This is a genomic window from Arthrobacter sp. Soil_C_60 (assembly GCF_057656375.1).
Window position 1 is genome coordinate 448,904 of the sequence record NZ_JBDGKM010000001.1, and the last position, 22,163, is coordinate 471,066.

17 protein-coding genes are annotated in these 22,163 nt (G+C 66.2%); 12 read left to right on the top strand and 5 right to left on the bottom strand.

Annotated features, from left to right (window positions below; translation table 11 throughout):
* The first annotated feature begins 91 nt into the window (after nucleotides 1-91).
* From hemE to AC3A4M_RS02285, 9 genes are all read left to right on the top strand, one after another.
* Complete coding sequence (hemE, locus tag AC3A4M_RS02245; RefSeq protein WP_498733663.1) at nucleotides 92-1,153, top strand: uroporphyrinogen decarboxylase; 1,062 nt, start codon at nucleotides 92-94, stop codon at nucleotides 1,151-1,153.
* A gap of 2 nt (nucleotides 1,154-1,155) precedes the next feature.
* On the top strand, nucleotides 1,156-2,673 hold the full coding sequence (hemG, locus tag AC3A4M_RS02250; protein ID WP_498733664.1) for a protoporphyrinogen oxidase: 1,518 nt from the start codon (nucleotides 1,156-1,158) through the stop codon (nucleotides 2,671-2,673).
* Nucleotides 2,674-2,740: 67 nt separating this feature from the next.
* On the top strand, nucleotides 2,741-3,448 hold the full coding sequence (gene hemQ, locus AC3A4M_RS02255) for a hydrogen peroxide-dependent heme synthase (RefSeq protein ID WP_498733667.1): 708 nt from the start codon (nucleotides 2,741-2,743) through the stop codon (nucleotides 3,446-3,448).
* Nucleotides 3,449-3,501: 53 nt separating this feature from the next.
* Nucleotides 3,502-4,644, top strand: a complete 1,143-nt coding sequence (locus AC3A4M_RS02260; protein WP_498734083.1) for a ferrochelatase — start codon at nucleotides 3,502-3,504, stop codon at nucleotides 4,642-4,644.
* Nucleotides 4,641-5,612, top strand: coding sequence for a hydroxymethylbilane synthase (hemC, locus tag AC3A4M_RS02265; protein WP_498733669.1), 972 nt, complete (start codon nucleotides 4,641-4,643; stop codon nucleotides 5,610-5,612). Before AC3A4M_RS02260 ends, hemC begins: the two co-directional genes overlap by 4 nt.
* A gap of 2 nt (nucleotides 5,613-5,614) precedes the next feature.
* Entirely contained in the window at nucleotides 5,615-6,550 is a 936-nt protein-coding gene (locus AC3A4M_RS02270; RefSeq protein WP_498733671.1) for a uroporphyrinogen-III synthase, read from the top strand.
* The gene (gene hemB, locus AC3A4M_RS02275; protein WP_498733673.1) at nucleotides 6,537-7,520 is read left to right on the top strand and encodes a porphobilinogen synthase; all 984 of its coding nucleotides are present in this window, start codon (nucleotides 6,537-6,539) and stop codon (nucleotides 7,518-7,520) included. The genes AC3A4M_RS02270 and hemB overlap by 14 nt, the downstream gene beginning before the upstream one ends.
* A 3-nt stretch (nucleotides 7,521-7,523) precedes the next feature.
* Nucleotides 7,524-8,849, top strand: a complete 1,326-nt coding sequence (gene hemL, locus AC3A4M_RS02280; RefSeq protein WP_498733675.1) for a glutamate-1-semialdehyde 2,1-aminomutase — start codon at nucleotides 7,524-7,526, stop codon at nucleotides 8,847-8,849.
* 27 nt (nucleotides 8,850-8,876) lie between these two features.
* Nucleotides 8,877-10,004: an AI-2E family transporter gene (locus AC3A4M_RS02285; protein ID WP_498731275.1), complete on the top strand. Its 1,128-nt coding sequence runs from the start codon at nucleotides 8,877-8,879 to the stop codon at nucleotides 10,002-10,004.
* A gap of 108 nt (nucleotides 10,005-10,112) precedes the next feature.
* Here the strand turns inward: AC3A4M_RS02285 and AC3A4M_RS02290 are convergent, their stop codons facing one another.
* The 4 genes from AC3A4M_RS02290 to AC3A4M_RS02305 form a co-directional block, all read right to left on the bottom strand.
* Complete coding sequence (locus AC3A4M_RS02290) at nucleotides 10,113-10,946, bottom strand: MetQ/NlpA family ABC transporter substrate-binding protein (RefSeq protein WP_498733678.1); 834 nt, start codon at nucleotides 10,944-10,946, stop codon at nucleotides 10,113-10,115.
* A gap of 129 nt (nucleotides 10,947-11,075) precedes the next feature.
* On the bottom strand, nucleotides 11,076-11,819 hold the full coding sequence (locus AC3A4M_RS02295; RefSeq protein WP_498733680.1) for a methionine ABC transporter permease: 744 nt from the start codon (nucleotides 11,817-11,819) through the stop codon (nucleotides 11,076-11,078).
* A complete protein-coding gene (locus AC3A4M_RS02300; RefSeq protein ID WP_498733682.1) occupies nucleotides 11,816-12,808 on the bottom strand; it encodes a methionine ABC transporter ATP-binding protein in 993 nt (330 codons plus the stop codon). The genes AC3A4M_RS02295 and AC3A4M_RS02300 overlap by 4 nt, the downstream gene beginning before the upstream one ends.
* A 129-nt stretch (nucleotides 12,809-12,937) precedes the next feature.
* A complete protein-coding gene (locus AC3A4M_RS02305) occupies nucleotides 12,938-13,666 on the bottom strand; it encodes a 3'-5' exonuclease (protein WP_498733684.1) in 729 nt (242 codons plus the stop codon).
* A gap of 92 nt (nucleotides 13,667-13,758) precedes the next feature.
* On the opposite strand from AC3A4M_RS02305, the gene AC3A4M_RS02310 reads away from it, so the two are divergent.
* Genes AC3A4M_RS02310 through AC3A4M_RS02320 form a run of 3 tightly spaced genes read left to right on the top strand, consistent with a single transcriptional unit; the run spans nucleotide 13,759 to nucleotide 20,761 of the window.
* Complete coding sequence (locus tag AC3A4M_RS02310) at nucleotides 13,759-14,136, top strand: MGMT family protein (RefSeq protein WP_498733686.1); 378 nt, start codon at nucleotides 13,759-13,761, stop codon at nucleotides 14,134-14,136.
* Between the two features lie 8 nt (nucleotides 14,137-14,144).
* A complete protein-coding gene (locus AC3A4M_RS02315) occupies nucleotides 14,145-17,396 on the top strand; it encodes an ATP-dependent helicase (protein WP_498734084.1) in 3,252 nt (1,083 codons plus the stop codon).
* Nucleotides 17,397-17,443: 47 nt separating this feature from the next.
* Nucleotides 17,444-20,761 carry an ATP-dependent helicase gene (locus AC3A4M_RS02320; protein ID WP_498734085.1) on the top strand — a complete coding sequence of 1,106 codons (3,318 nt, stop codon included), beginning with the start codon at nucleotides 17,444-17,446 and terminating at the stop codon, nucleotides 20,759-20,761.
* On the opposite strand, the gene AC3A4M_RS02325 is transcribed toward AC3A4M_RS02320, so the two are convergent.
* Entirely contained in the window at nucleotides 20,758-22,119 is a 1,362-nt protein-coding gene (locus AC3A4M_RS02325) for a macrolide 2'-phosphotransferase (RefSeq protein ID WP_498733687.1), read from the bottom strand. The genes AC3A4M_RS02320 and AC3A4M_RS02325 overlap by 4 nt on opposite strands.
* Nucleotides 22,120-22,163: the final 44 nt, after the last annotated feature.

Consider the following 22,163-nt stretch of genomic DNA (forward strand, 5'->3'; position numbering starts at 1 on the left):
ACCCAATTTGGCCCGGTGACTTTTGCCACCATCACTGTCCTGAGACGGCCGCGTTGGCCTTGAGCGCGCGGGTGGAGCAGAATCTATAAGCATGACGTTGAATGCTTCCCACCCCTTGATGGATGGCCGGACCTCGGATTCTGCCCTGATTACCGCTTACCGCGGCGGGAAGCCCGACCGGCGGCCGGTATGGTTCATGCGGCAGGCCGGCCGCTCGCTGCCGGAGTACCGCGAGCTGAGGCAGGGGATTGCGATGCTCGATTCCTGCCTGAACCCGGAGCTGGCCGCCGAAATTACGCTGCAGCCCGTGCGGCGGCACGATGTGGACGCCGCAATTTTCTTCTCCGACATCGTTATTCCGCTGAAGCTGGCGGGGGTGGACGTTGACATCGTTCCCGGTGTCGGCCCGGTGCTGGGCAGCCCGGTGCGGACCGCCGCGGACGTCGCGAACCTGCCCACCCTGACCGATGAAGCGCTGGAGCCCATCCGTGAAGCCGTGCGGCTCACGGTCAATGAACTGGGTAAGAAGCCGTTGATCGGCTTCGCCGGTGCGCCCTTCACCCTCGCGGCCTACATGGTGGAGGGCAAGCCGTCGCGTGACCATCTGGGCCCGCGGACCATGATGCACGCGGAACCGGAAGCGTGGCGGGCCCTCACCGACTGGGCGGCGGACGCCTCCGGAAAGTTCCTGCGCGCCCAGCTCGAAGCCGGGGCCAGCGCCGGCCAGCTCTTTGACTCCTGGGCCGGCTCGCTTGGCCTGGAGGACTACCGCCGCCACGTGGCGCCGGCTTCCTCCCGCGCCCTGGACCACGTCCGGGACCTTGGTGTTCCGCTGGTCCACTTCGGCACCGGGACTTCCGAACTGCTGGTCGCCATGCGCGATGTCGGCGTCGACGTGATCGGCGTGGACTACCGTCTGCCGCTGGATGAGGCCAACCGCAGGCTGGGCGGCAAGACCCCGCTGCAGGGCAACATCGATCCGGCGTTGCTGTCTGCCCCGTGGGAAGTACTGGAACAGCACGTCCGCGAAGTACTCGCCGCTGGGGCGTCGGCTCCGGGCCACGTGGTCAATCTGGGGCATGGGGTCCCGCCGGAAACGGATCCGGAAGTGCTGACCCGCGTGGTCAAGCTGATCCATTCGGTGGACCTGTAGCCATGCCGCACCAGCGTCCCGACGCCGGACATCCGGACCGCGCTGCCTCCCGCAGCAACGCCTGGACGGGCCGCCTTCCGGCACTCAAGGCTCCCACCGCCGTCGTTGTTGGCGGCGGGATTGCCGGGCTGGTCGCCGCGCGCGAACTTGCCATGCAGGGCGTGCAGGTTACCGTGCTGGAAGCGTCCGCGGACTTCGGCGGCTGCGTGGCGCGCCACGAGGTGGCGGGATTTACGCTCGACGCCGGCGCGGAGTCCTTCGCAACACGGTCGCAGGCCGTCTCGGGGCTGGCCGGGGAGCTCGGGCTGGGGGAGAGCATCGTGGCTCCTGACCCGGCCGGTGCCTGGGTACAGCTGCCCAGCTCGGCCCAGCGGCTGCCCAAGACCGGGCTGCTGGGCATTCCGGCGGACCCCGCCGATCCGCTGATCGTGGCGGCCATTGGACGCAAGGCTTCCCTGCGCGCCGCGGCGGACCGCGTGCTGCCGCTGGGGAACCTGCTGGGCAAAGACCAGCTGAGCCTGGGTGAGCTGGTCCGCACCCGGATGGGCAGCACCGTGCTCGAGCGGCTGGTGACCCCGGTAGTAGCCGGCGTCTATTCCGCCGATCCCGATGTGCTGGATGTGGACTCGGTGGCTCCGGGCCTGCGTGCTTCCGTGGCAACCCACGGTTCGCTGCAGGCCGCGGTGGGCGCCATGCGCAAAGCGGCCCCGGCGGGTTCCGCGGTGGCCGGAATAGCGGGCGGCATGGGCCGGCTGACCGAGGCCTTACTGGCGGATCTGAAGCGGCGCAAAGTCCAGCTGCACGCCTCCTCGCCGGTGAAAACAATTGCAAAGCACGACGGCGGCTGGCGGGTCGCTACGGCGGACGGCACCTTTGACGCTGCCGGGCTGGTGATGGCGGCGGACGGTGTTTCCGCCGTGACGCTGCTGCAGGAGAGCATCCCCGGAATCGCCGACCTGAAGCCGGCAGCCGGGCCCTCGGTGGCATTGGTGACGCTGGTGGTGGACCAGCCGGAGCTGGATGCCAAGCCGCGCGGCACCGGACTGCTGGTAGCGCCGGGGGTCGAAGGCATTGCGGCGAAGGCGCTCACGCACGCCACGGCCAAGTGGCACTGGCTGGCGGACGAAACCGGCCCGGGCAGCCACGTGCTGCGCCTGTCCTATGGCAGGGCGGTAGGACAATCGGGTACCGCAAAGCAGGAGGACTTCACCGGCTGGCCCGACGAGAAGCTGTACCGCCAGGCGCTCAGCGACGCCTCGGCGCTGATGGGCACCTCGGTCACCGAACCGGACGTGCTGGGCTGGAAGGTGGTCCGGTGGGTGGGCGCGCTGCCGTCGGCCACCGTGGGACATCGGGACAGGGTGGCCCGGGTGCGCGAGCTCGCTGCCGAGGGGAACCACCTGCAGCTGACCGGTGCCTGGCTGGCGGGAACAGGACTGGTGGCCGTGGTCGCCGACAGCCGGACCCGCGCACGCCAGCTTGCAGCTGAACTGAAGGCCGCGGCGCCGTCGTCGTCCTGAATTTCTTCTACAATGGGTAGAAGATCCGTTTTCGACTAATAACTACTGAAGAAGGCAGACTGTAAGCATGAGTGAAACGTCCACGTCCGGATCCGCCAACGCCGTCGAAACCGCGGGCGAAGAAGAGTTGTTCTACACCCTTTGGACCGTGTTCAAGCGGTCCGGTGCTGACATTGCGGACTCCGCCGTTGCCGACTTTGAATCCGCCGTCGCCCGCCTCGGCGATGCCGGTGTGACCCTGCGCGGCGCCTACGACGTCTCGGCCATGCGCGAAGACGCCGATGTCATGATCTGGCTCCACGGACCCAAGCCGGATGAGCTGCAGGCGGCCGTGCGCACTATCCGCCGAACCGCCCTGTTCGAAGAGACGGACATCGTCTGGTCCGCCATGGGTGTCCACCGCGACGCCGAGTTCACCAAGAACCACTCGCCGTCCTTCGCGCTGGGCAAGGAACCGGAAGCCTGGCTCTGCGTCTACCCGTTTGTGCGCTCCTACGAGTGGTACCTGCTCCCGGCCGAGGAGCGCGGCAAGATGCTGCGCGACCACGGCATGCTCGGCCGCGATTTCCCGCAGGTGCTCGCCAACACCGTGGCCTCCTTCGCACTGGGCGACTGGGAATGGATCCTGGGCCTGGAAGCACCGGAACTGATCGACCTGGTCGACCTGATGCGCCACCTGCGCTACACCGATGCCCGCAACCACGTCCGTGAGGAAATCCCGTTCTACACCGGCCGCCGCATCAGCCCCGCCGAGATTGCCGAGGTACTGCGGTGACCACCGCTGAAACAAACTTCGATCCGCGTGCGGGCGTGGACGAAAACGGCAGGATGGCGCCGAAGGACTACGATGCCATCATCCTGGCGTCCTTCGGCGGACCCGAGGGCCAGGAAGACGTCATCCCGTTCCTGCGCAATGTCACGCGCGGGCGCGGCATCCCCGATGAGCGGCTCGAAGAGGTGTCCCACCACTACCGCGCCAACGGCGGCATCAGCCCGATCAACGCGCAGAACCGGGCCCTCAAGGCGGCAATGGAGGCCGAACTGGCCAGCCGCGGGATCGACCTGCCGGTGCTCTGGGGCAACCGCAACTGGGCGCCCTTTATCGCGGACACCTTCCGCGAAGCGTACGACGCCGGCCACCGCCGCGTGCTGGCCGTCACCACCAGTGCCTACTCCTGCTATTCCAGCTGCCGCCAGTACCGCGAGGACTTCGGCGTGGCGCTGGTGGAGACCGGGCTGGAAGGCAAGCTGGAAGTGGACAAGGTCCGTCAGTACTTCGACCACCCGGGCTTCGTGGAGCCGTTCGTCGAGGGCGTGCGCGAAGGCCTGGCCGGCATCCGGGCGGACCTTGCCGCCAAGGGCGAGGCCGATGCACCCGTGCACATCATGTTCGCCACCCACTCCATTCCCATGGGAGACGCCGAGGCAGCCGGGCCGCGCCTGGCGGACGGCGCCGAGTACGACGGCGGCAGCGCCTACGTGGCGCAGCACCTGGCTACCGGGCAGGCCGTGCTGGACCGGATTCCGGAGGCTGCCGGCGTCGCGCATTCGCTGGTCTACCAGTCCCGCTCCGGGGCGCCGCATGTGCCGTGGCTGGAACCGGACATCAACGACGCCCTCGAGGAGCTGGCCACGCGGGGCGTCAAGGGTGTTGTCATCGTCCCGCTGGGCTTTGTCAGCGACCACATGGAAGTGATCTGGGACCTGGACACCGAGGCGCTGGAGACCTGCGGCAAGCTCGGCCTCGCCGCCGCCCGGGTACCGACGCCGGGCGTGCACCAGAAGTTCGTTGCCGGCCTGGTCGACCTGATCTGCGAACGGACCGCCGAGCACAACATTGCCGAACGCGCCGCCACCACCCAGCTGGGGCCGTGGATGGACGTATGTTTCCCCAACTGCTGTGCCAACCGCCGCGGTGAAAAACCCACGGTTGCCGGCATGGATTCCACCGTAGGAGTACCCGCACCGTGACAAGCACCGTCCGCATCGGAACCCGGGGCAGCGCCCTGGCCGTCACCCAGACCACCACCGTGGCCGAAGCCCTCGCCGCCGCCGGCGGGGTGGACTACGAGCTGGTCCGGATCAAGACCGAGGGCGACATCCTGAAGGGATCACTGGCCCAGATCGGCGGCACCGGCGTGTTCGTTGCGGCCCTGCGCGAGGCCCTGCTCGATGACCGCTGCGATGTGGCCGTGCATTCACTCAAGGACCTGCCCACCGGCGTGGCCGAGGGGCTCCGGATCGCGGCGTACCCGGCACGCGTCGATGTCCGGGACGCACTGTGTGCCCGGGACGGACTCACGCTGTCCGAGCTGCCCGCAGGTGCGAAGGTCGGCACCGGTTCCCCGCGCCGCGCGGCCCAGCTCCGCGCCGCCCGGCCGGACCTGGAGGTCATCGACATCCGCGGCAACGTGGAGACCCGGCTCGGCCGCGTCCGGGGGATGCACGGCCCCGAGGTCATCGAGGGCAAGCAGGGCGACCTTGACGGCGTGGTTCTTGCGGCCGCCGGTCTGAGCCGCCTGGGCCGGACCGAGACCATCACCGAGCTGCTGGACCCGGCCGTCATGCTGCCGGCCCCGGGGCAGGGCTCGCTGGCCGTGGAATGCCGGACGGCCGACGCCGCGGACGGGAGTGCGCTGGCCAAGGCCATGCAGGATTACGACGACGAGGCCACCCGCCTCTCGGTGACCGCCGAACGTGCGCTGCTGGCCCGGCTCGAGGCCGGCTGCAGTGCACCCATCGGTGCGCTGGCAACGCTGGCCGGGGATGTGCTCCGGCTCGAAGCGGTAGTGTGCCGGCCGGACGGAACCCGTCTGCTGCGCAGCAGCCTGGAGACCAGCAGCCCGGACATGGAGGGCGCGGCGGGCCTGGGATCCCGGCTGGCCGAAGACCTGCTGGCCCAGGGAGCCGGAGAACTGACCCCCTTGGCAGGCAGCTGAGCATGCCCCTGCTGCGGCCGCGAGGCAACCCCGGGAGTCCGCTCGCCGGGCTGGTAGTCGTGCTGCCGCGCAGTGCTGACCGGGCAGGTGCCATGGTGGCCGAGCTGGCTGGCAGGGGCGCCGAACCGAAGCTGATGCCGCTGATCGACTTCGAGGAACCAGAGTCCAGCCATGAGCTGGACGAAGCGCTGCGCATGCTTGGCCAGGGCCGCTTCGAGTGGATGGTCATCACCAGCATCACCACCGTGCGGGCGCTGAAGCAGCGCGCTGCCGCACTCGGCACTACGCTGAAGGCACTCTCCGGCGACACCAAGATCGCCGCCGTCGGGTCGGGTACGGCCACGGTCCTGGAAGCCGAGGGCCTGCACGTTGATCTTGTTCCCGAGGGCACCATGGACGCCGTCGGACTGGTGGCGGACTGGCCGCCGCCCGGCGAACCCCGCCCGGAAACGGCCCTGCGCACCAACGTCTTCCTGCCGCAGGCGGACATCGCGGCTGACACCATTTTCGAGGGCCTGATGGACAAGGGCTGGCAGGTGCTGCCTGTGGTCGCCTACCACACGGTGGACCATCCGGCCCGGGCGGAGCGGCGCCTGAGCGCTGTGCTGGAGTCCGCCTCTCCGGGGTCGATCGGAGCCGAACTGGAACCGATTACGGTGGAAGAATTCAACCGCGGCGTCGCCGAAAAGGCGATTGACGCCGTCGTTCTTACGTCTCCGAGCGTGGCCCGCCGGCTGCATCAACTCTCGCCCGACCTGCCGCCGCACGTACTGCTGGTGGCGATCGGCAACAGCACCGCGAGGGAAGCCGGAACGCTTGGCCTGGATATCGCCGCGACCGCCACCGCGCCGACGCCGGCCGGGATTGCGGACGCGCTTGCCGAGGCCCTCAAGACCCGCACCGCACCAAAGCCGAAGGATGATGATGAGCTTTCCTAGCCACCGACCGCGCCGACTCCGCGCCACCGCAGCCCTGCGCAAACTCACCGCTGAAGTGCGGATCGAGAACTCGCAGCTGATTCTGCCGGCGTTTATCCGCGAGGGCATCTCCGAGCCGGCGCCGCTGCAGTCCATGCCCGGCGTCGTCCAGCACACCACCGATTCCCTCAAACGGGCGGCGTTCGAAGCGGTGGAACTTGGCCTCGGCGGCATCATGCTCTTCGGCGTGCCAGCCAACCGCGACGCCACCGGCAGCGCGGGCGTGGACCCGGACGGTGTCCTGAACAAGGCCATCGCGGATGTGAAGGCCGAAGTAGGCAACGATCTGGTCGTCATGAGCGATGTTTGCCTCGACGAGTTCACGGACCACGGCCACTGCGGTGTCCTCACCCCGGATGGGGCGGTGGATAATGACGCCACGCTGGAGATCTACGCGCGGATGGCCGTGATCCAGGCACAGTCCGGCGCGGACGTCCTGGGCCCGTCCGGCATGATGGACGGCCAGGTTGCCGTGATCCGCCAGGCCCTCGACGAGGCAGGCCTGAAGGACACCGCGGTGCTGGCTTACGCGGCCAAGTACACGTCCGCCTTCTATGGTCCTTTCCGCGAGGCAGTCGATTCGCAGTTGAGCGGTGACCGGAAGACGTACCAGATGGATCCGGCCAACCGCCGGGAGGCCATGCTGGAGGTAGAGCTGGATCTCGAAGAGGGGGCGGACATGGTGATGGTCAAGCCCGCCATGAGCTACCTGGACATCGTGGCCGATGTGGCGGCCATGTCTCCGGTACCGGTGGCCGCCTACCAGATTTCCGGCGAATACGCGATGATCGAGGCGGCGGCGGCCAACGGCTGGATCGACCGCAAGCCTGCCATCCTCGAGTCCGTGCTGGGCATCCGGCGGGCCGGGGCGGATATGGTGTTGACATACTGGGCTGCCGAGATTGCCCGCTGGCTGAAGGAAAGCAACTAAGCAATGACTAGCTCTGAAGAACTGTTCGAACGCGCGCGCCATCTGATGCCCGGGGGAGTGAACTCGCCCGTGCGGGCCTTCGGGTCGGTAGGCGGGACCCCGCGCTTCATGGTCTCCGCCAAGGGGCCCTACCTCACCGACGCCGATGGCCGCGAGTACGTTGACCTGGTCTGCTCCTGGGGCCCGGCACTGGTGGGCCACGCCCATCCCGACGTGCTGGCAGCCGTCCACGCTGCCGTGGACCGCGGCTTGTCCTTCGGCGCGTCCACGCCCGCCGAAGCCGAACTGGCGGCCATCGTGATGGAGCGGGTTTCCGCCGTCGAGCGGCTGCGTATGGTATCCACGGGAACCGAGGCCACCATGACGGCCGTGCGGCTGGCCCGCGGCTTTACCGGCCGCAACCTGATCATCAAGTTCGCCGGCTGCTATCACGGTCATCTGGACGGACTGCTGGCGGCCGCCGGATCGGGTCTTGCCACGCTGGCGCTGCCCGGCTCTGCCGGTGTCACCGAGGCAACGGCGGCTGAGACTCTGGTCCTGCCTTACAACGACGTGGCAGCGGTTGAAGCAGCGTTCGAAACCCACGGCCCCAACATCGCCGCGGTGATCACCGAAGCTGCACCGGCCAATATGGGTGTCGTGGAACCAGGCGCAGGCTTCAACGCAGCGCTTTCCCGGATCACCACACAGCACGGCGCCCTGCTCATTCTGGACGAGGTCCTGACCGGCTTCCGGACCGGTTATGCCGGCTACTGGGGCCTGACCGGAGGAGCAGAGGGAACGGACGCTCCGTTCACGCCGGACCTGCTGACCTTCGGCAAAGTCATCGGCGGCGGCATGCCCGTGGCAGCACTGGGCGGCCGGGCCGAGGTAATGGATTACCTTGCTCCGGTGGGTCCGGTCTACCAGGCCGGCACACTGTCGGGAAATCCGATCGCGATGGCGGCCGGTGTGGCCACGCTGACCGCGGCCACACCCGAGGTCTACGCCGGGATCGACAAGCGGTCCCTGGAGTTGTCCGGTGCCGTCTCCGCCGCGCTGGGCGAGGCAGGTGTGGACCACAGCATCCAGCGTGCCGGGAATCTCTTCAGCGTCGCCTTCGGAACCTCGGCCAACGGAGTCCACAACTACGAGGACGCCCAGGGACAGGAAGCCTTCCGGTACGCTCCGTTCTTCCATTCCATGCTGGATTCCGGCGTCTACCTGCCGCCGTCGGTCTTCGAAGCGTGGTTCCTCTCCGCGGCGCATGACGACAAGGCCATGGACCGGATTTACGCTGCCCTTCCGGCCGCAGCCAAGGCGGCGGCCGCTGCCTCATCTGGAGCCTGATTTCCAACCACTTCAAGGAGCATGTTAATGGCGTTGTTTGCCCGGCGGGACCAAGTTCAGGAACAAAATCTGTGGACCGATGGTATCGGCCGGGTGGGCACGCGCTCCGCACAGCTGCTGCTGATCCTGACGCTGCTCTCGGTCAGCGTATACGTGATGCTGCAACTGCAGTTGCTGGTCATCCCGGTGCTGATTGCCCTCATCTTGGCAGCCGCGGTCTATCCGGTGGTCAACGTCCTGAGGCGCTGGGGCTGGTCCAGTGCCCTGGCCACCGCGACGGCGTTCCTGGGCATCCTTGTGGTGCTCGGCGGAGTCATTACCGGCATCGTCGTCGCCGTCCGGAACGAGCTGGATGAACTCATCAGTTCGGCTACCGAAGGCTGGGCGCAGCTACAGGGATTCCTGGCCGATTTCCCGCTCCCGGTCGACCAGGCGCAGATCGACGAGGCGCTGGCCGGGATTCTGGACTTCCTGACCAGCGCCGCCGTCGGCCGCAGCGCGCTGAGCGGCCTGTCCACGGCCACGCAGTTCATCACCGGCGCGGTCCTGATGGCCGTGGTGCTGTTTTACTTCCTCAAGGACGGCGAGCGGATCTGGACGTTCCTGCTGCGCTGGTTCCCCTACCGACGTCGGGCGAAGATGGCGCTGGCCGGTTCGCGCGCCGTCGATGTCCTGGGCAATTACGTTCGGGGCACCGCCATCGTGGCGGCGGTCGACGCCATCTTTATCGGTCTTGCCTTGTTTATCCTGCAGGTGCCGCTGGCGCTGCCGCTGGCCGTGCTCATCTTCATCGGCGGTTTCGTGCCGATCGTCGGCGCCACGGTCGCCGGGGTGCTGGCCGCCCTCGTGGCCCTGGTGGCCAACGGCCCTGTGGCCGCGCTGGTGGTGATCGGTGTTGTGGTCCTGGTGAACCAGCTGGAAGGGAACTTCCTGCAACCTGTCGTGATGGGCCGTTCCGTCAGCCTCCATTCCCTGGTCATTCTCCTCGCCTTGACGGCAGGCACCATCCTTGGCGGTATTGTCGGCGCCATTCTTGCTGTGCCGGTGGCGGCGGTGGCCTGGGCCGTCATCCAGGTCTGGACCGGCGATACCAAGCCGGAAGCGTCAGGCCGGCGGGTGCGGCTGGAGGAGAAGGCCGTGGCGACGGTGTCCTGACCGGGCGAACGAACAAGCCAGGGCGGAACTGACAAGGGAGCCGGCAGCGTGTGCTGCCGGCTCCCTTGTGGTTAAGCGTTGCTGGTGCGGCCTTGCTGGCCGGGAAGGTTAGAACGCCGGGGTGACGTCACCGTTCGGCCAGGTCTCCACGATGTAGTCCTTGACCTCGGGGGAGTGCAGGAGCTCCTCGAGGACGGTGATGGCTTCCGTCTTTTCGCCCGCGCGCCAGGTGAGGAAGTTGGCGTACGGATTGTCTTCAACGGACTCAACCACCAGGGCGTCATCCGTGCTCATGCCGGCTTCCAGGATGAAGTTGCCGTTGATGATCGCCAGGTCCACCTTGGGATCGTCAATGAGGGGAAGCAGGATCTCCGGCTGGTTTTCCTCGAACTTCAGTCCCTTGGGATTCTGCTCTTCCGTCAGAGTCAGGGCTGCGGAGTCTGCCTCGATACCGCTGAGCAGGCCGGCCTCTTCAAGCATCTTCAGGGCGCGGGGCTGGTTGGCGGGGTCATTGGTAATGGCGATCGTGCCACCATCCGGGATGTTCGAGATGTCGTCATGCTTGGAGGAGAAACCCGCGTACGGCTCGATGTGGATTCCGGCGCCGTGCTCGAAGTCGTAGCCCTTGTCCTCGATCTGCTGTTCAAGGAAAGCAAGGTGCTGGAAGTAGTTGGCGTCGATCGAACCGTCGCTCAAGGCGATATTGGGCGTCTGGTAATCGGTCATCTCTTCGATTTCCAGATCGATGCCTGCGTCCTTGGCCAGGTTCTGGTCTACAAACTCGAGGATCCGTGCGTGCGGAACAGGGCCAGCGCCGACCGTGACGGTCACAGGATTGGCCGGGTCGGGAGTAGCGTTGGAGGCAGAATCCGATCCACCGCAAGCCGTCAACGCCAGGGCCGCGGCAAGGCCGGTGCCCACGAGGGTAAGTGCTTTACGCATCTGCGTGCGTTCCTTTCGAATAACCCGGAGCCGGTGTTCGACCTCTCCGGACGTGGTGCAGCTAGCGGCTACTGGCTGCATTCTTCCGCCGTACCTTTAGGGCGGGGCGGGAAGCTGGCAGGGGCGGCTTTAGACGCCGACCACTGTGGCCGGTTCATGCCGACGGGATTTCTTCGAACCGGCTGTGGCAGCGCTGCGGTGATCGACCCGGCGGGCGACCGCGTCCCCGATCCATTGGATGGCTTGGACCAGGATGACAATGAGCACGATGGTGACGATCATGACGGTTGTATCGAACCGCTGGTAACCGTAGTTGTAGGCCAGCTGCCCCAAACCGCCGCCGCCGGTCAGGCCCGCCATCGCGGAGTAGCCAACCAGCGTAACCATCGTCGTCGTCAGCGCCGCGACGAGGCCCGGCAGGGCCTCCGGTACCAAAACCTTCCGGACAATCTGCATCCTCGTGGAGCCCATGACCAGGGCAGCGTCGATTTTGCCGGAGCTGATATCGCGCAGCGACGTCTCGACGAGACGGGCAAAGAACGGGACGGTGCCGATAGTCAGGGATACCGTGGCGGCCATGGCTCCGATGGAGGTTCCGGTGATGATCCGCGCGAGCGGGATCAGCGAAATCATGAGAATCGCGAAGGGAATGGACCGGGTGATGTTAACTACGATGTCTGAGACGATGCGGTTGGTGACCGGGAGCGGGCGCAACCCTCCGGGAGCACTGGTGTAGAGGAAGATGCCGAGCGGCAACCCGATCAGCACGGTGAAGAGACCCGAAATTCCCACCATGAGCAGTGTTTCGCCGATGGCTTCCGGCAATGCCTTCGTGATGGCCGGATTGGAGAACAAGTCCTCGAATAGGTTCATGCGGCGTCCTTTCCTGCGGTACGCACCGAGACTCCCTGGCTGTGCAGATATTCAACGACCGGCCCCGCCTCGGTGCCTGCCGGCAACTGGATGCGCAGATGGCCGAATTGCGTGCCCGCCAAAGTTTCGACACTGCCTGCGAGTACGTTGAGGTCCAGATTGAACCGGCGGGCAGCGGCGGTCAAAACCGGTTCGGAGGCGGTGTCCCCGGAGAAAAGGATTTCAAGAACGACGCCGGTGCCCAGCGGCTCCGCTGAGGGCAGCGGCAGCAACGTGCGGGACAGCTCGCTGCCCAGACGGGCCGCCACCTCACGCAACGGGCCGTGTTCGACGATGCGGCCGGCGGCCAGTAAGGACACCGAGTCGCAGACGCGCTTGACCACGTGCATTTCGTGCGTGATGATCAGCACCGTCAGCTGCAGGCGCTCAGTGAGGTCCTTGATCAGGACAAGGATCTCTTCGGTGGTTTTCGGGTCCAAAGCAGACGTGGGCTCGTCGCAGAGAAGGACATCCGGATCGGAAGCGAGGGCGCGGGCAATGCCTACGCGCTGGCGCTGGCCGCCGGAGAGCTGGGAAGGATAAGCGTTTTCGAAGCCTTCCAGTCCCACCAGCTTCAACAGTTCATTCACCTTGGTGCTGATGGCGTCCTTGGACGTGTTGACGATTTCCAACGGATGCGCGACGTTCTGCGCGGTGGTTCGCGAATCCATCAAGTTGGCATGCTGGAAGATCATGCCGATGCGCCGGCGTGCGCTGCGCAGGTCTGCATCTCGGGCCGAGCTCAGTTCGGCCCCATTGATGCTCACCGACCCCGAGGTGGGGGAGTCCAACAGGGTCAGGCAGCGGACCAAAGTTGATTTGCCCGCCCCGGAATGTCCCACGATGCCGTGAATTGATCCCCTGGGAACCTCAAGGCTGACTCCGTCAAGGGCAACAATTTCACGGTTGCCTTGGCGATAGACCTTGCGCAGGTCAGAAACAGTGATCACATGAATCCTCGGCTGATTGGGGACGGGGTCCTGGTCTGCGGCGGCCAGCACCCGGGCAGCGAACAGCTTAAATTATGACAGGACTGGCCGCGCTCCCGAACCCAGGAAAAGATTCGTAATATTTAGACCCTAAATTGACTGCCCTGCCGCCGCTGTGGGCCGCGCATGCATAACGCCTTCCCGCAACGGCCACACGCCATCGACCACCGCGTCCGGTTTGGTCCGGCGCAACCACTCCTGAAAATTCGTCGCCTGTTTGGCGCACCACTCCACTTGCGATGCGTGGAGCTCAGAGGGATCGACCTGAAGTTCTGGATATTTCCTTGCCAGCGCATCGGCAACGCCGATGGTGGCCAGCGCGTCTGCGGCGGAAGTATGCGCGTTCTCCAGCGGCACTTGGTAAAACTCACTCAGGGCGACCAAGGTCCGTTTGCCGCGCCGGTACCGGTCCATCTGCTTGTCCAGCACAAAGGGATCGATAACGGGTGCGGGCTCTGGCATTTCCATGCCATAGCGTCCGCATTCCTCGGCCAGGACCGTGAAATCGTAGGGAGCGTTGAACGCCATAACCGGGATACCGGCGTCGAAATAGCTGCCGAGGGTCTGGGCGATTTCGGCTGCAGCCTGGGCGGCGTCCAAGCCCTCGCTGAGGGCTTTGTCGTTGGTGATGCCGTGAATGGCAGAGGCTTCGGCCGGGATGGAGACACCGGGGTTGACCAGCCATTCCAGCTGTTGCAGTGGTTGCCCCAGCCCATTGACAAGGACGATGGATGCGGTGACGATCCGTGCTTCGTGCGGATCCCGTCCGGTCGTTTCGACATCGAATGCTGCCCGGGGAAGTTCATGCCAGCTGCTCATGCCGGCAACGCTACCTGCCGGCACCGACATTTCCGCGGCGGGCCCGCCGCCTGTGGATAAAAACACATCGGCTGCCATTTAGAGTAGATCGCATGCGCCGGGAGTTTGTTGATGCCGTTCTGGAAGTGGCGGCACTCATACCGGCCGGTCGAGTCCTCTCCTATGGGGACATAGCGGAGCTGCTTGGCTCCGGTGGTGCCCGCCAGGTTGGCCGCGTGATGTCGCTGCATGGCGGGGCGGTGGCATGGTGGCGGGTCATCCGAGCGGACGGGACGCTGCCCAATGAGCTGATGGGCCGGGCGGTGCGGCGCTATCGACGGGAGCTCACACCGCTCATAAATCGGGAGGCCGGAAGCGAGCCGAAGGTCCAGATGCAGTTGGCCCGCTGGTTTCCGGATGACGATGACTTTGATCGCATTGAAGATATCCGCCAAAAAATGTCACTGCCGGCTGATGGAATGGAACCGTGATCAAACCAATGCAGCAAGCACCGGAACTTAAACTGGTGCGGCCGAACCGGTCCCGGGCGGAGCAGCCGGCCGAACGCCCGGACCAGAATGCCGTCATCTCGCTGCCCGAAGGCTGTGGGCCGGTGCTCGTTTACGGTGCTCCGGGGACCGGCAAATCCACGGTGCTGGTCGAACACGCCGTCCACCGGGTCGAACAAACCGGACTGGATCCTGCGCGGATCCTGATGCTGGCTCCGTCGCGTCTGGCCGCTGCGCGCCTGCGGGATAAGCTCACGGCGCGGCTGAACCGAAGCCTCAGTACAACGCCGGCGCGGACCTGGGCTGCCTACGCCTTCGACTTGATCCGGCGTGCCCGGGCCGAGGGTCGGCTGCCGCTGCTGGAACGGGCCCCGCGTCTGATGTCCGGCCCGGAGCAGGATCAGATCATTGCCGAACTGCTGCAGGGACACCGTACCGGGCATAGCGGTGCCGTCAGGTGGCCCAGCGATCTTGACGAAGCGCTCGGAACCCGAGGATTCCGGCACGAGGTCCGGCAGCTATTCGACCGCGTTATTGAATACGGCAGCACCGCCGAACAGTTGGAGGCGATGGGGGTCGCCAGCGGGCGTGAAGACTGGCAATCGGCGGCGAGTCTGTTCCGGGAGTACCGTGACCTGATCGATCTGCGCATGCCGGAAGCCTTCGACCCGGCCGGTATTATCACTGCGGCGCGGCAACTGCTCATGGATGATGAAGATTTCCTGGACCGCGAACGGCAGCGGCTCGGGCTGATCCTGGTCGATGACCTGCAGGAGGCCAATCCTGCCGTCTACGAATTGCTGGCCGTCCTCGCCGAGGGTAAGGACACCATTGTCACGGCCTCGCCGGACACCGTTGTCCAGGGCTTCCGTGGAGCGCGGCCGGATCTGCTGGCGCGCCTGTCCGAGCTGTTGGCATCCGGCGGAGGACCTTTTCGGACGATGGCCTTGACCGGTTCCCACCGCATGGGGCCAATTGTTTCAGCAGCTTGGCAACGGGTTGCCTCGCGGATTTCCTTGGTCGCGGGCGCACAAAAGGCACGCGAACTGACGCTTCCGGAGCCTGACGGGCGGCAAACGGAGCCGGCGCATTCAGGGCTGGCTTCGGAGGCCAGTTCCCATCTGGTTGATTCACCGGTCCACGAGCAGCGCTACGTTGCCCAGCGGATTCTTGAAGCCCGGCTCTTTGACGGCATCAAGCTCAGTGACATGGCAGTCATCGTCCGCACCGGCGGCCAGCTTTCGCAACTGGCACGTTACCTCTCCGGGCAGGGGATCGCCGTGAAGATTCCGGTGGCGGAAACGGCGGTCCGCGACGAAGCCGCCGTCCGGCCGCTGCTGGACGCTTTGGCCATGGTGTTGGAGCCGGACCGGCTGGACGCAGAAACGGCAGTCCAACTGTTGACCTCGCGGATAGGCGGCGCGACCGCCATTGACCTGCGCAGGCTCCGCCAGTCGCTGCGACGTGAAGAACGGCTCGGCGGCGGCGGCCGATCCAGCGATGCCCTGCTGGTGGAGGCGCTGCGGAATCCGGCCACCCTCCAGACTCTGGGCCGCGAAGCGGGGCCGGCCAAGCGGATCGCGGCGATGCTCAGTGCCGGAACCCAGGCGGCGCAGGAGCCCGGCGCCAACGCGGAGACGGTGCTGTGGGCCTTGTGGTCCGCCGCGGGCCTTGCCGACAGGTGGTCCGCACAAGCGCTTCAGGGTGGTCCGGCGGGTGTCCGGGCGGACCGGGATCTGGATGCTCTCATGGCCCTGTTCCAAACGGCGGAGCGGTATGTTGACCAGCTGCCAGGCTCCAACCCCGCCCAGTTCCTTGACTACCTGCTGAACCAGGAACTCCCGATGGACAACCTCGCTCCCCGCGCGCAGTTGCGTGAAGCCGTGGAACTGATGACTCCGGCCAGTGCAGCGGGACGCGGCTGGCCGATGGTCATCGTGGCAGGTGTCCAGGAGGGCATCTGGCCCAACACCCGGTTACGTGGAGAGCTGCTGGGCAGTACGCAGTTCGTGGATGTCCTCGAGCACGGCATTGAGCAGGCGGGACAAATCGACGTCGTATCCAGGCTTCGGGAGACGCGTTACGACGAGCTCCGGAGCTTTTCAACGGCTGTCTCTCGTGCCGAGCGCAGACTGATCTGCATTGCCGTGCAGTCGGAGGACGCCCAGCCTTCCGGGTTCCTCGACGTGGTGGATCCGTGGCTGGACGAGGAAGTGGCGCGGCCGGTGACTACGGTCATGCGGCCGCGGACGGTACGCGCGTTAGCCGCCGAATTGCGGCAGTGGGCACAGCAAGGAGCCAAGGAACCAGAACGCGCTGCCCAGGCAGCGGCGGGACTTGCCATGCTGGCCTCAAGCCCCGTTCCGGTACCGGGGGCACATCCATCGCAATGGTGGGGACTGCTGCCATTGACCACCGATGCACCGATCGTGCCGCCGGACCAGGCGGTGCCGGTGTCGCCGTCCCGGGTGGAAGCGGTGCACGCCTCACCGATGGACTGGTTTGTTCAGGCGGCCGGAGGCGAGGCCGCCACGGACTTTGCCCGGAGCCTGGGCAACCTGGTTCACGCCATCGCCCAGGACATGCCGGATGCGACCGGAAATGAATACGTCCAGGAGCTCACCCGGCGGTGGCCGGCGCTGGGCATGAAGGAAAACTGGGAAGGCCGCCTGGACTTCCAGCGGGCCGAGGGCATGGTGCGCCGCCTGGCCCAGTACGTACTCCACATGCGGTCCGAGGGGCGGAGCCTGTTAGGCGTTGAACAGGACTTTTCCGTTGACATCGAAGGCCCTGAACGCATCGCCAGACTGAGGGGACAGGTTGACAGGCTGGAACTGGACCGCGAAGGCAGGCTGGTGATCATAGACCTGAAGACCGGCAAATCGGCGCCGAACGCGGCAGACCTGGACCGGCATCCGCAGCTGGGCAGCTACCAGGCCGCGGTCAAGGCCGGGGCCTTTAACGAGGCCGGAAACCGGGAACCAAACGTCGTCCGCCAGCCCGGCGGAGCCGCGCTGGTCCAGCTCGGCAAAGACTTGAAAAACGTCAAGGTCCAGCACCAGGACGGACTGGACACCGCCGAAGACTGGGCTACTCCGATGATCCATGAGGCGGCCGGACTGATGTCCGCTAATCAGTTTGAAGCCCGCCACGATCCGCAGAAAGCGCGCGGCGGTTCGCACGGGTGCCGTGTCCCCGAACTCTGCCCGCTGTGCGCCGAAGGAAAGCAGGTAACCGAGTGAGCGTCGGACAGGTCCTCACAACCTACGCCCCGGATGAACTTGCCCGGATGCTGGGCCAGCATCTGCCCACCCCCGAGCAGGCGGACATCATCAGTTCGCCGCTGCAGCCGCTGCTCATCATTGCCGGCGCGGGTTCGGGCAAAACGGCCACAATGGCGGACCGCGTGGTGTGGCTGGTAGCCAACGGGATGGTCCGGCCGGAGGAGATCCTCGGTGTGACTTTCACCCGGAAGGCGGCCGGCGAGCTGGCGGCGCGGATCCGCGTCCAGCTGAACAAGCTCGCCCGCCACGGGCTGCTGCCGGATGACGCGGATGACGCGGCCGGACTGCTGGAGCCCAAGGTGTCCACGTACCACTCGTACGCCAACGGTCTGGTGTCCGACTACGGGCTCCGGCTTGGCATCGAACGCGACGTCGTGCTGCTGGGCAGCGCGCAGTCATGGCAGCTTGCCAGCCAGGTGGTGGAGGCTTATGACGGGGATATCGGACATCTGACGGCCGCCAAGTCCACTCTGGTCACGGCAGTCATGCAGTTCGCCTCGGAGTGCTCGGAGCATCTGGCAACGCCGCAAGAGGCCATCGGTCTCCTGCAGGCCGACGTTGAGAGGATCAGTTCGCTGCCCTACGTTGAGGGCAGCACACGGCAGCCAAAAGCCGCCGTCGTATCTTTGTTGAACCGTTTGCGGACCAGGATCACCGTTGCCGAACTCGCCGCACAATACGGCAAGGTCAAGCGTGAGCGCGGGGTGCTGGACTACGGCGATCTCGTCTCACTGGCAGCAGCGATCGCCAAGGACGTACCACAGGCCCGCGAGCTGGAACGTCTGCGGTACAAAGTGGTGCTGCTGGACGAATTCCAAGACACCTCGCATGCGCAAATGGTGCTGTTCTCCAAGCTTTTCGGCGACGGCCATCCCGTTACCGCAGTAGGGGACCCGAACCAGTCAATTTATGGATTCCGGGGAGCCTCGGCCGGACAGCTTTTCGCCTTCCGCCAGCATTTCCCGCTCGTCGACGAGGACGGGCAGCGCAGCGTCGCCCCCGCCAGCTTCCTGACCGTGGCTTGGCGCAATGCCGTCAACGTGCTCGCCATGGCCAACACGATTTCGTCGCCGCTGAACAGGGTAGACCCGAACCGGCCGAAGCCGGGCCGGCTCGAGGTGCCTCCACTCACGCCGCGTCCGAACGCGGTCGAGGGAACCGTTGTCCTCGCCCGTTACCGCAGCGAGTCCGAGGAGGCGGAACAGGTGGCTGCCGGCGTGGCAAGGGCGCGCCGGACCGTATTCGAGCGCGATCCGGAAACCGGCAGGGCTGAACCTGTCACCACGGCCGTGTTGTGCCGCCGGCGCGCGCAGATCGCCGGTGTCGCGAAAGCACTCGCGGACAAGGGCATTCCCTATGAGATCGTTGGGCTGGCAGGGCTGCTGAGTCAACCGGAGATAATCGACCTCGTCGCCACGCTCCGCGTCCTGGCCGATCCCGGCCGTTCCGACTCCCTCATGCGCCTGCTGGCTGGTGCCCGCTGGCGCATAGGGCCCGCGGACCTAATGGCGTTTGCCGATTGGTCCCGCTTTCTGGAGTCGCAGCGGCGCCGGGCGGCCGAGGACAGGCAGACGGTGGATCTGGATGCCGACGAACAGGCATCTCCCCAGGTCGTCCAGCAGGATCTGGCCGAGGCGGCCTCATTGGTGGAAGCCCTGGACCGGTTGCCCAAACCCGGCTGGACATCGCGCAACGGACGCTCGCTGTCTCCCGAGGCGCTGGCACGCATGGGGCGGCTGTCGGCGGAGGTCCGGCGGTTGCGGACTTTCGTGGGGGACGAGCTTCCCCTGCTGCTGGGCGAAGTCGAACGGGCCATGCTGCTCGACATCGAAGTGGCTTCCAAACCCGGCGTTACCATCCACCAGGCACGACGGCATCTGGATGCCTTCCATGACGCGGCCGCGACGTTCATGCAGACCGCGCAGCGGGTTGACCTGTTGGCTTTCCTGGCCTGGCTCGAAGCCGCCGCGGCAGAAGAAGGCGGACTGGACGTCGTCCAGGTCGACGTGAGCAAGGACGCCGTTCAGCTGCTGACGGTCCACGCTTCCAAGGGACTGGAATGGGACGCTGTATTTGTTCCCGGACTCAACGACGGTGCCTTTCCCAGCGGCTCCGACAACCGCTGGAGCAGCGGAAACGAGGCCTTGCCTTGGCCCCTGCGCGGTGACGGGGCGGACCTGCCGCAGTGGGACACCGAGCAACCCGACCAGTTGTCCTGGTTCACCGCCGAAGAAGTCTACAAAGGCGAGGTCCAGGCCCACAACGAACAGGAGGAGCGGCGCCTGGCCTACGTGGCGTACACCCGGGCCAAGCACCTGCTGGTCTGCAGCTCCGCGGGCTGGGCAGGCAGCAAGGTCAAACCCTCCGCACCGTCAATATTCCTGACCGAGCTGGCCGAACTGGCGCAGCAGGTCCCGTCGACAGTGCGGGTCGGTACCTGGATCTCCGACGAGGAACTTGGCGATACCAACCCGTTCCGCGAGGAAACCGAGACGGCCTTCTGGCCCTACGACCCATTGGAAGGCCCGCTGGTATACCGCGGTGGAGAGCCGGAACCGGCCCGTCCCGGCCGGCGTGCTGCCATGGAGGCGGCCAGCCAGGCGGTGCTGCTGGCCATTGCAGAGGACCGGAAGCTTGAGCAGGGGGCACCGTGGGCCAGGGAAACGGAGTTGCTGCTGCAGGAGCACAATGCCTCCCGCGGAGCCAACGAGATCGAACTACCGGCACATATCTCCGCCTCCATGCTCGTGGAGCTGAAAGACAACCCTGCCGAGGTCACGCGGTCCTTGCGTCGACCCGTGCCGCGCAGGCCCGGCATGGCCGCGCGCAAGGGAACCGCGTTTCACAGCTGGGTGGAGGAGCACTTCGGCACCGCCGGCATGCTGGATCTGGACGACTTGTCCTCGCCCGCGGACTCCCATGTCGACGAGGCCTACGACCTGGAGACCATGAAAGCCACGTTCAAGGCCTCCGAATGGGCGGAGAAGACGCCGGCCGCCATCGAGGTACCGGTCGAAACCAGGGTGGATGAGGTTGTAGTGCGCGGCCGGATCGACGCTGTTTTCCGGGACCAGGACGGAACCTGGGACCTGGTGGACTGGAAGACCGGTTCCCCGCCCTCGCCGGACAAGTTGGGTGTACGTGCCGTTCAGCTCGCGGTGTACCGGCTGGCCTGGGCCCGGTTGCACGGAATCGACCCTGCGGACGTCAAAGCCGCGTTCTACTATGTGGCGGCGGATAAGACCGTGCGACCGCACGATCTGGCCGGTGAAGCCGAACTCGAAGCCATCGTGCGCGCGGCGTACGCCGGTTCCGAACGCTAAGAACCTGAACGGGGCTCAATGATGGGGATCGCTGTGGTTGTCAGTGAATCATCAGCGGCGGTGGTTCCCGTGCCGGAGGCGCCGCCGTCGTTCTTTTTCGCGGGAGTCTTCGGTTTCGCGTCCGCCGAAGCGGGCGCCCGGTCCGCCGTCGCCTCGTCTTCCTTGGGCGGGTTCGGGCCGGCACCGCCGCCTTCCTTGTCCGTGCCAGACTCCTTATCGTCAGGCACGGTGTCCGCATCGTCGACCGGGCGAGCCTCAGCGGCTGGCTTATCCGAAGGGGCCGCGGGAACTATCGGCTCCGCCGTCACGCGCTCGCTGATCCGGGGCGCGGCGGCGGGCCGCTCTGTCGACTGCGTGCCGGCTCGCTCACTTTCGAACGCCGCGGACGGCGGACCAGCCGGTGCAGCGGGCACCGGGAGCTTCTCGCTGCTGATCTCCTGGCCGCCGTGTTCGCGGATATCCGACTCAAGTTCCTGCAGCATCTCTTCGGCTTCGGCAATCATTGCGGCATCCTCGGCAGCGACACCGCGTACCAGCCACTGCGCCAACGCGAATTCCGCGGCCAACGCGGCACGGCGCATCAGGTGCGGATCCACCGGCTCTTTCCGGTACTTGTTGTACGACTCCAGCACAACGTCGGCGAAAGACTGTTCGTGGACGGCGATAAGCCAGGCAAAATCATCCGCCGGGTCGCCGATTCGCAGATCAGTCCATCCGGTGACGGCGCTGACGGCGCCGTCCCAGATGACGAGGTTGTCCTCGTGCAGGTCACCGTGGACCACTGACGGGTTGAACTTCCAGAGCGTGACATCCTCCAGCGCATGCTCCCAACGGCGCAGCAAAGCCGGCGGGATCTTGCCGGTCGTGGCGGCCTGGTCGAGTTCGTTCAGCCGGCGCTGACGGAACTCATCAGCGGTGTAGCTCGGCAAATCCGCGCGGTCCACCATGGCCTGCGGCAGGTCATGGATTCCGGCCATGGCCCGGCCGATTTCGGTGGGCACTCTGCCGCCCTCGGCGACGAGCGTCTCGAGTTCCAAAGTAGCCCCGGGGACATGGTTGTAGACAAACGTGCGCAGCTCCCCTTGCTGGACCGTACCTGCCACGGACGGCACCTGGAACGGCAGTTCGGCCCGGATGCCGGGGGAGAAGGACCGCAGGACCAGCAACTCCGTTTCGAGCCTCATGCTGGCTTCCGGATGGCGGGGGGAGCGGACTCGCCACTGCTTGCCGGCGTCGTCGATCACCACTGCGGAAGTGAAGTCCGCGGCGTCGTCGGGAGCTCCGGAAACGCCGGCAGGCGCCAGTCCGGGTACGGCCGCGCTGGCCATGGCGGCCAGTTCCATAGGAGTCTTTCTCACGTAGTCCACCGTAATTGGAATGTTGCCCCAGCCATGGCGGATGC

Coding starts and splice junctions, on each gene's coding strand:
- AC3A4M_RS02285 (WP_498731275.1), top strand. CDS start 8,877: ATGGCGTTGTTTGCCCGGCGGGACCAAGTTCAGGAACAAAATCTGTGG.
- hemE (WP_498733663.1), top strand. CDS start 92: ATGACGTTGAATGCTTCCCACCCCTTGATGGATGGCCGGACCTCGGAT.
- AC3A4M_RS02290 (WP_498733678.1), bottom strand. CDS start 10,946: ATGCGTAAAGCACTTACCCTCGTGGGCACCGGCCTTGCCGCGGCCCTG.
- AC3A4M_RS02295 (WP_498733680.1), bottom strand. CDS start 11,819: ATGAACCTATTCGAGGACTTGTTCTCCAATCCGGCCATCACGAAGGCA.
- hemL (WP_498733675.1), top strand. CDS start 7,524: ATGACTAGCTCTGAAGAACTGTTCGAACGCGCGCGCCATCTGATGCCC.
- hemQ (WP_498733667.1), top strand. CDS start 2,741: ATGAGTGAAACGTCCACGTCCGGATCCGCCAACGCCGTCGAAACCGCG.
- AC3A4M_RS02260 (WP_498734083.1), top strand. CDS start 3,502: ATGGCGCCGAAGGACTACGATGCCATCATCCTGGCGTCCTTCGGCGGA.
- AC3A4M_RS02315 (WP_498734084.1), top strand. CDS start 14,145: ATGCAGCAAGCACCGGAACTTAAACTGGTGCGGCCGAACCGGTCCCGG.
- hemG (WP_498733664.1), top strand. CDS start 1,156: ATGCCGCACCAGCGTCCCGACGCCGGACATCCGGACCGCGCTGCCTCC.
- AC3A4M_RS02305 (WP_498733684.1), bottom strand. CDS start 13,666: ATGAGCAGCTGGCATGAACTTCCCCGGGCAGCATTCGATGTCGAAACG.
- AC3A4M_RS02310 (WP_498733686.1), top strand. CDS start 13,759: ATGCGCCGGGAGTTTGTTGATGCCGTTCTGGAAGTGGCGGCACTCATA.
- AC3A4M_RS02320 (WP_498734085.1), top strand. CDS start 17,444: ATGCTGGGCCAGCATCTGCCCACCCCCGAGCAGGCGGACATCATCAGT.
- hemB (WP_498733673.1), top strand. CDS start 6,537: ATGAGCTTTCCTAGCCACCGACCGCGCCGACTCCGCGCCACCGCAGCC.
- AC3A4M_RS02270 (WP_498733671.1), top strand. CDS start 5,615: ATGCCCCTGCTGCGGCCGCGAGGCAACCCCGGGAGTCCGCTCGCCGGG.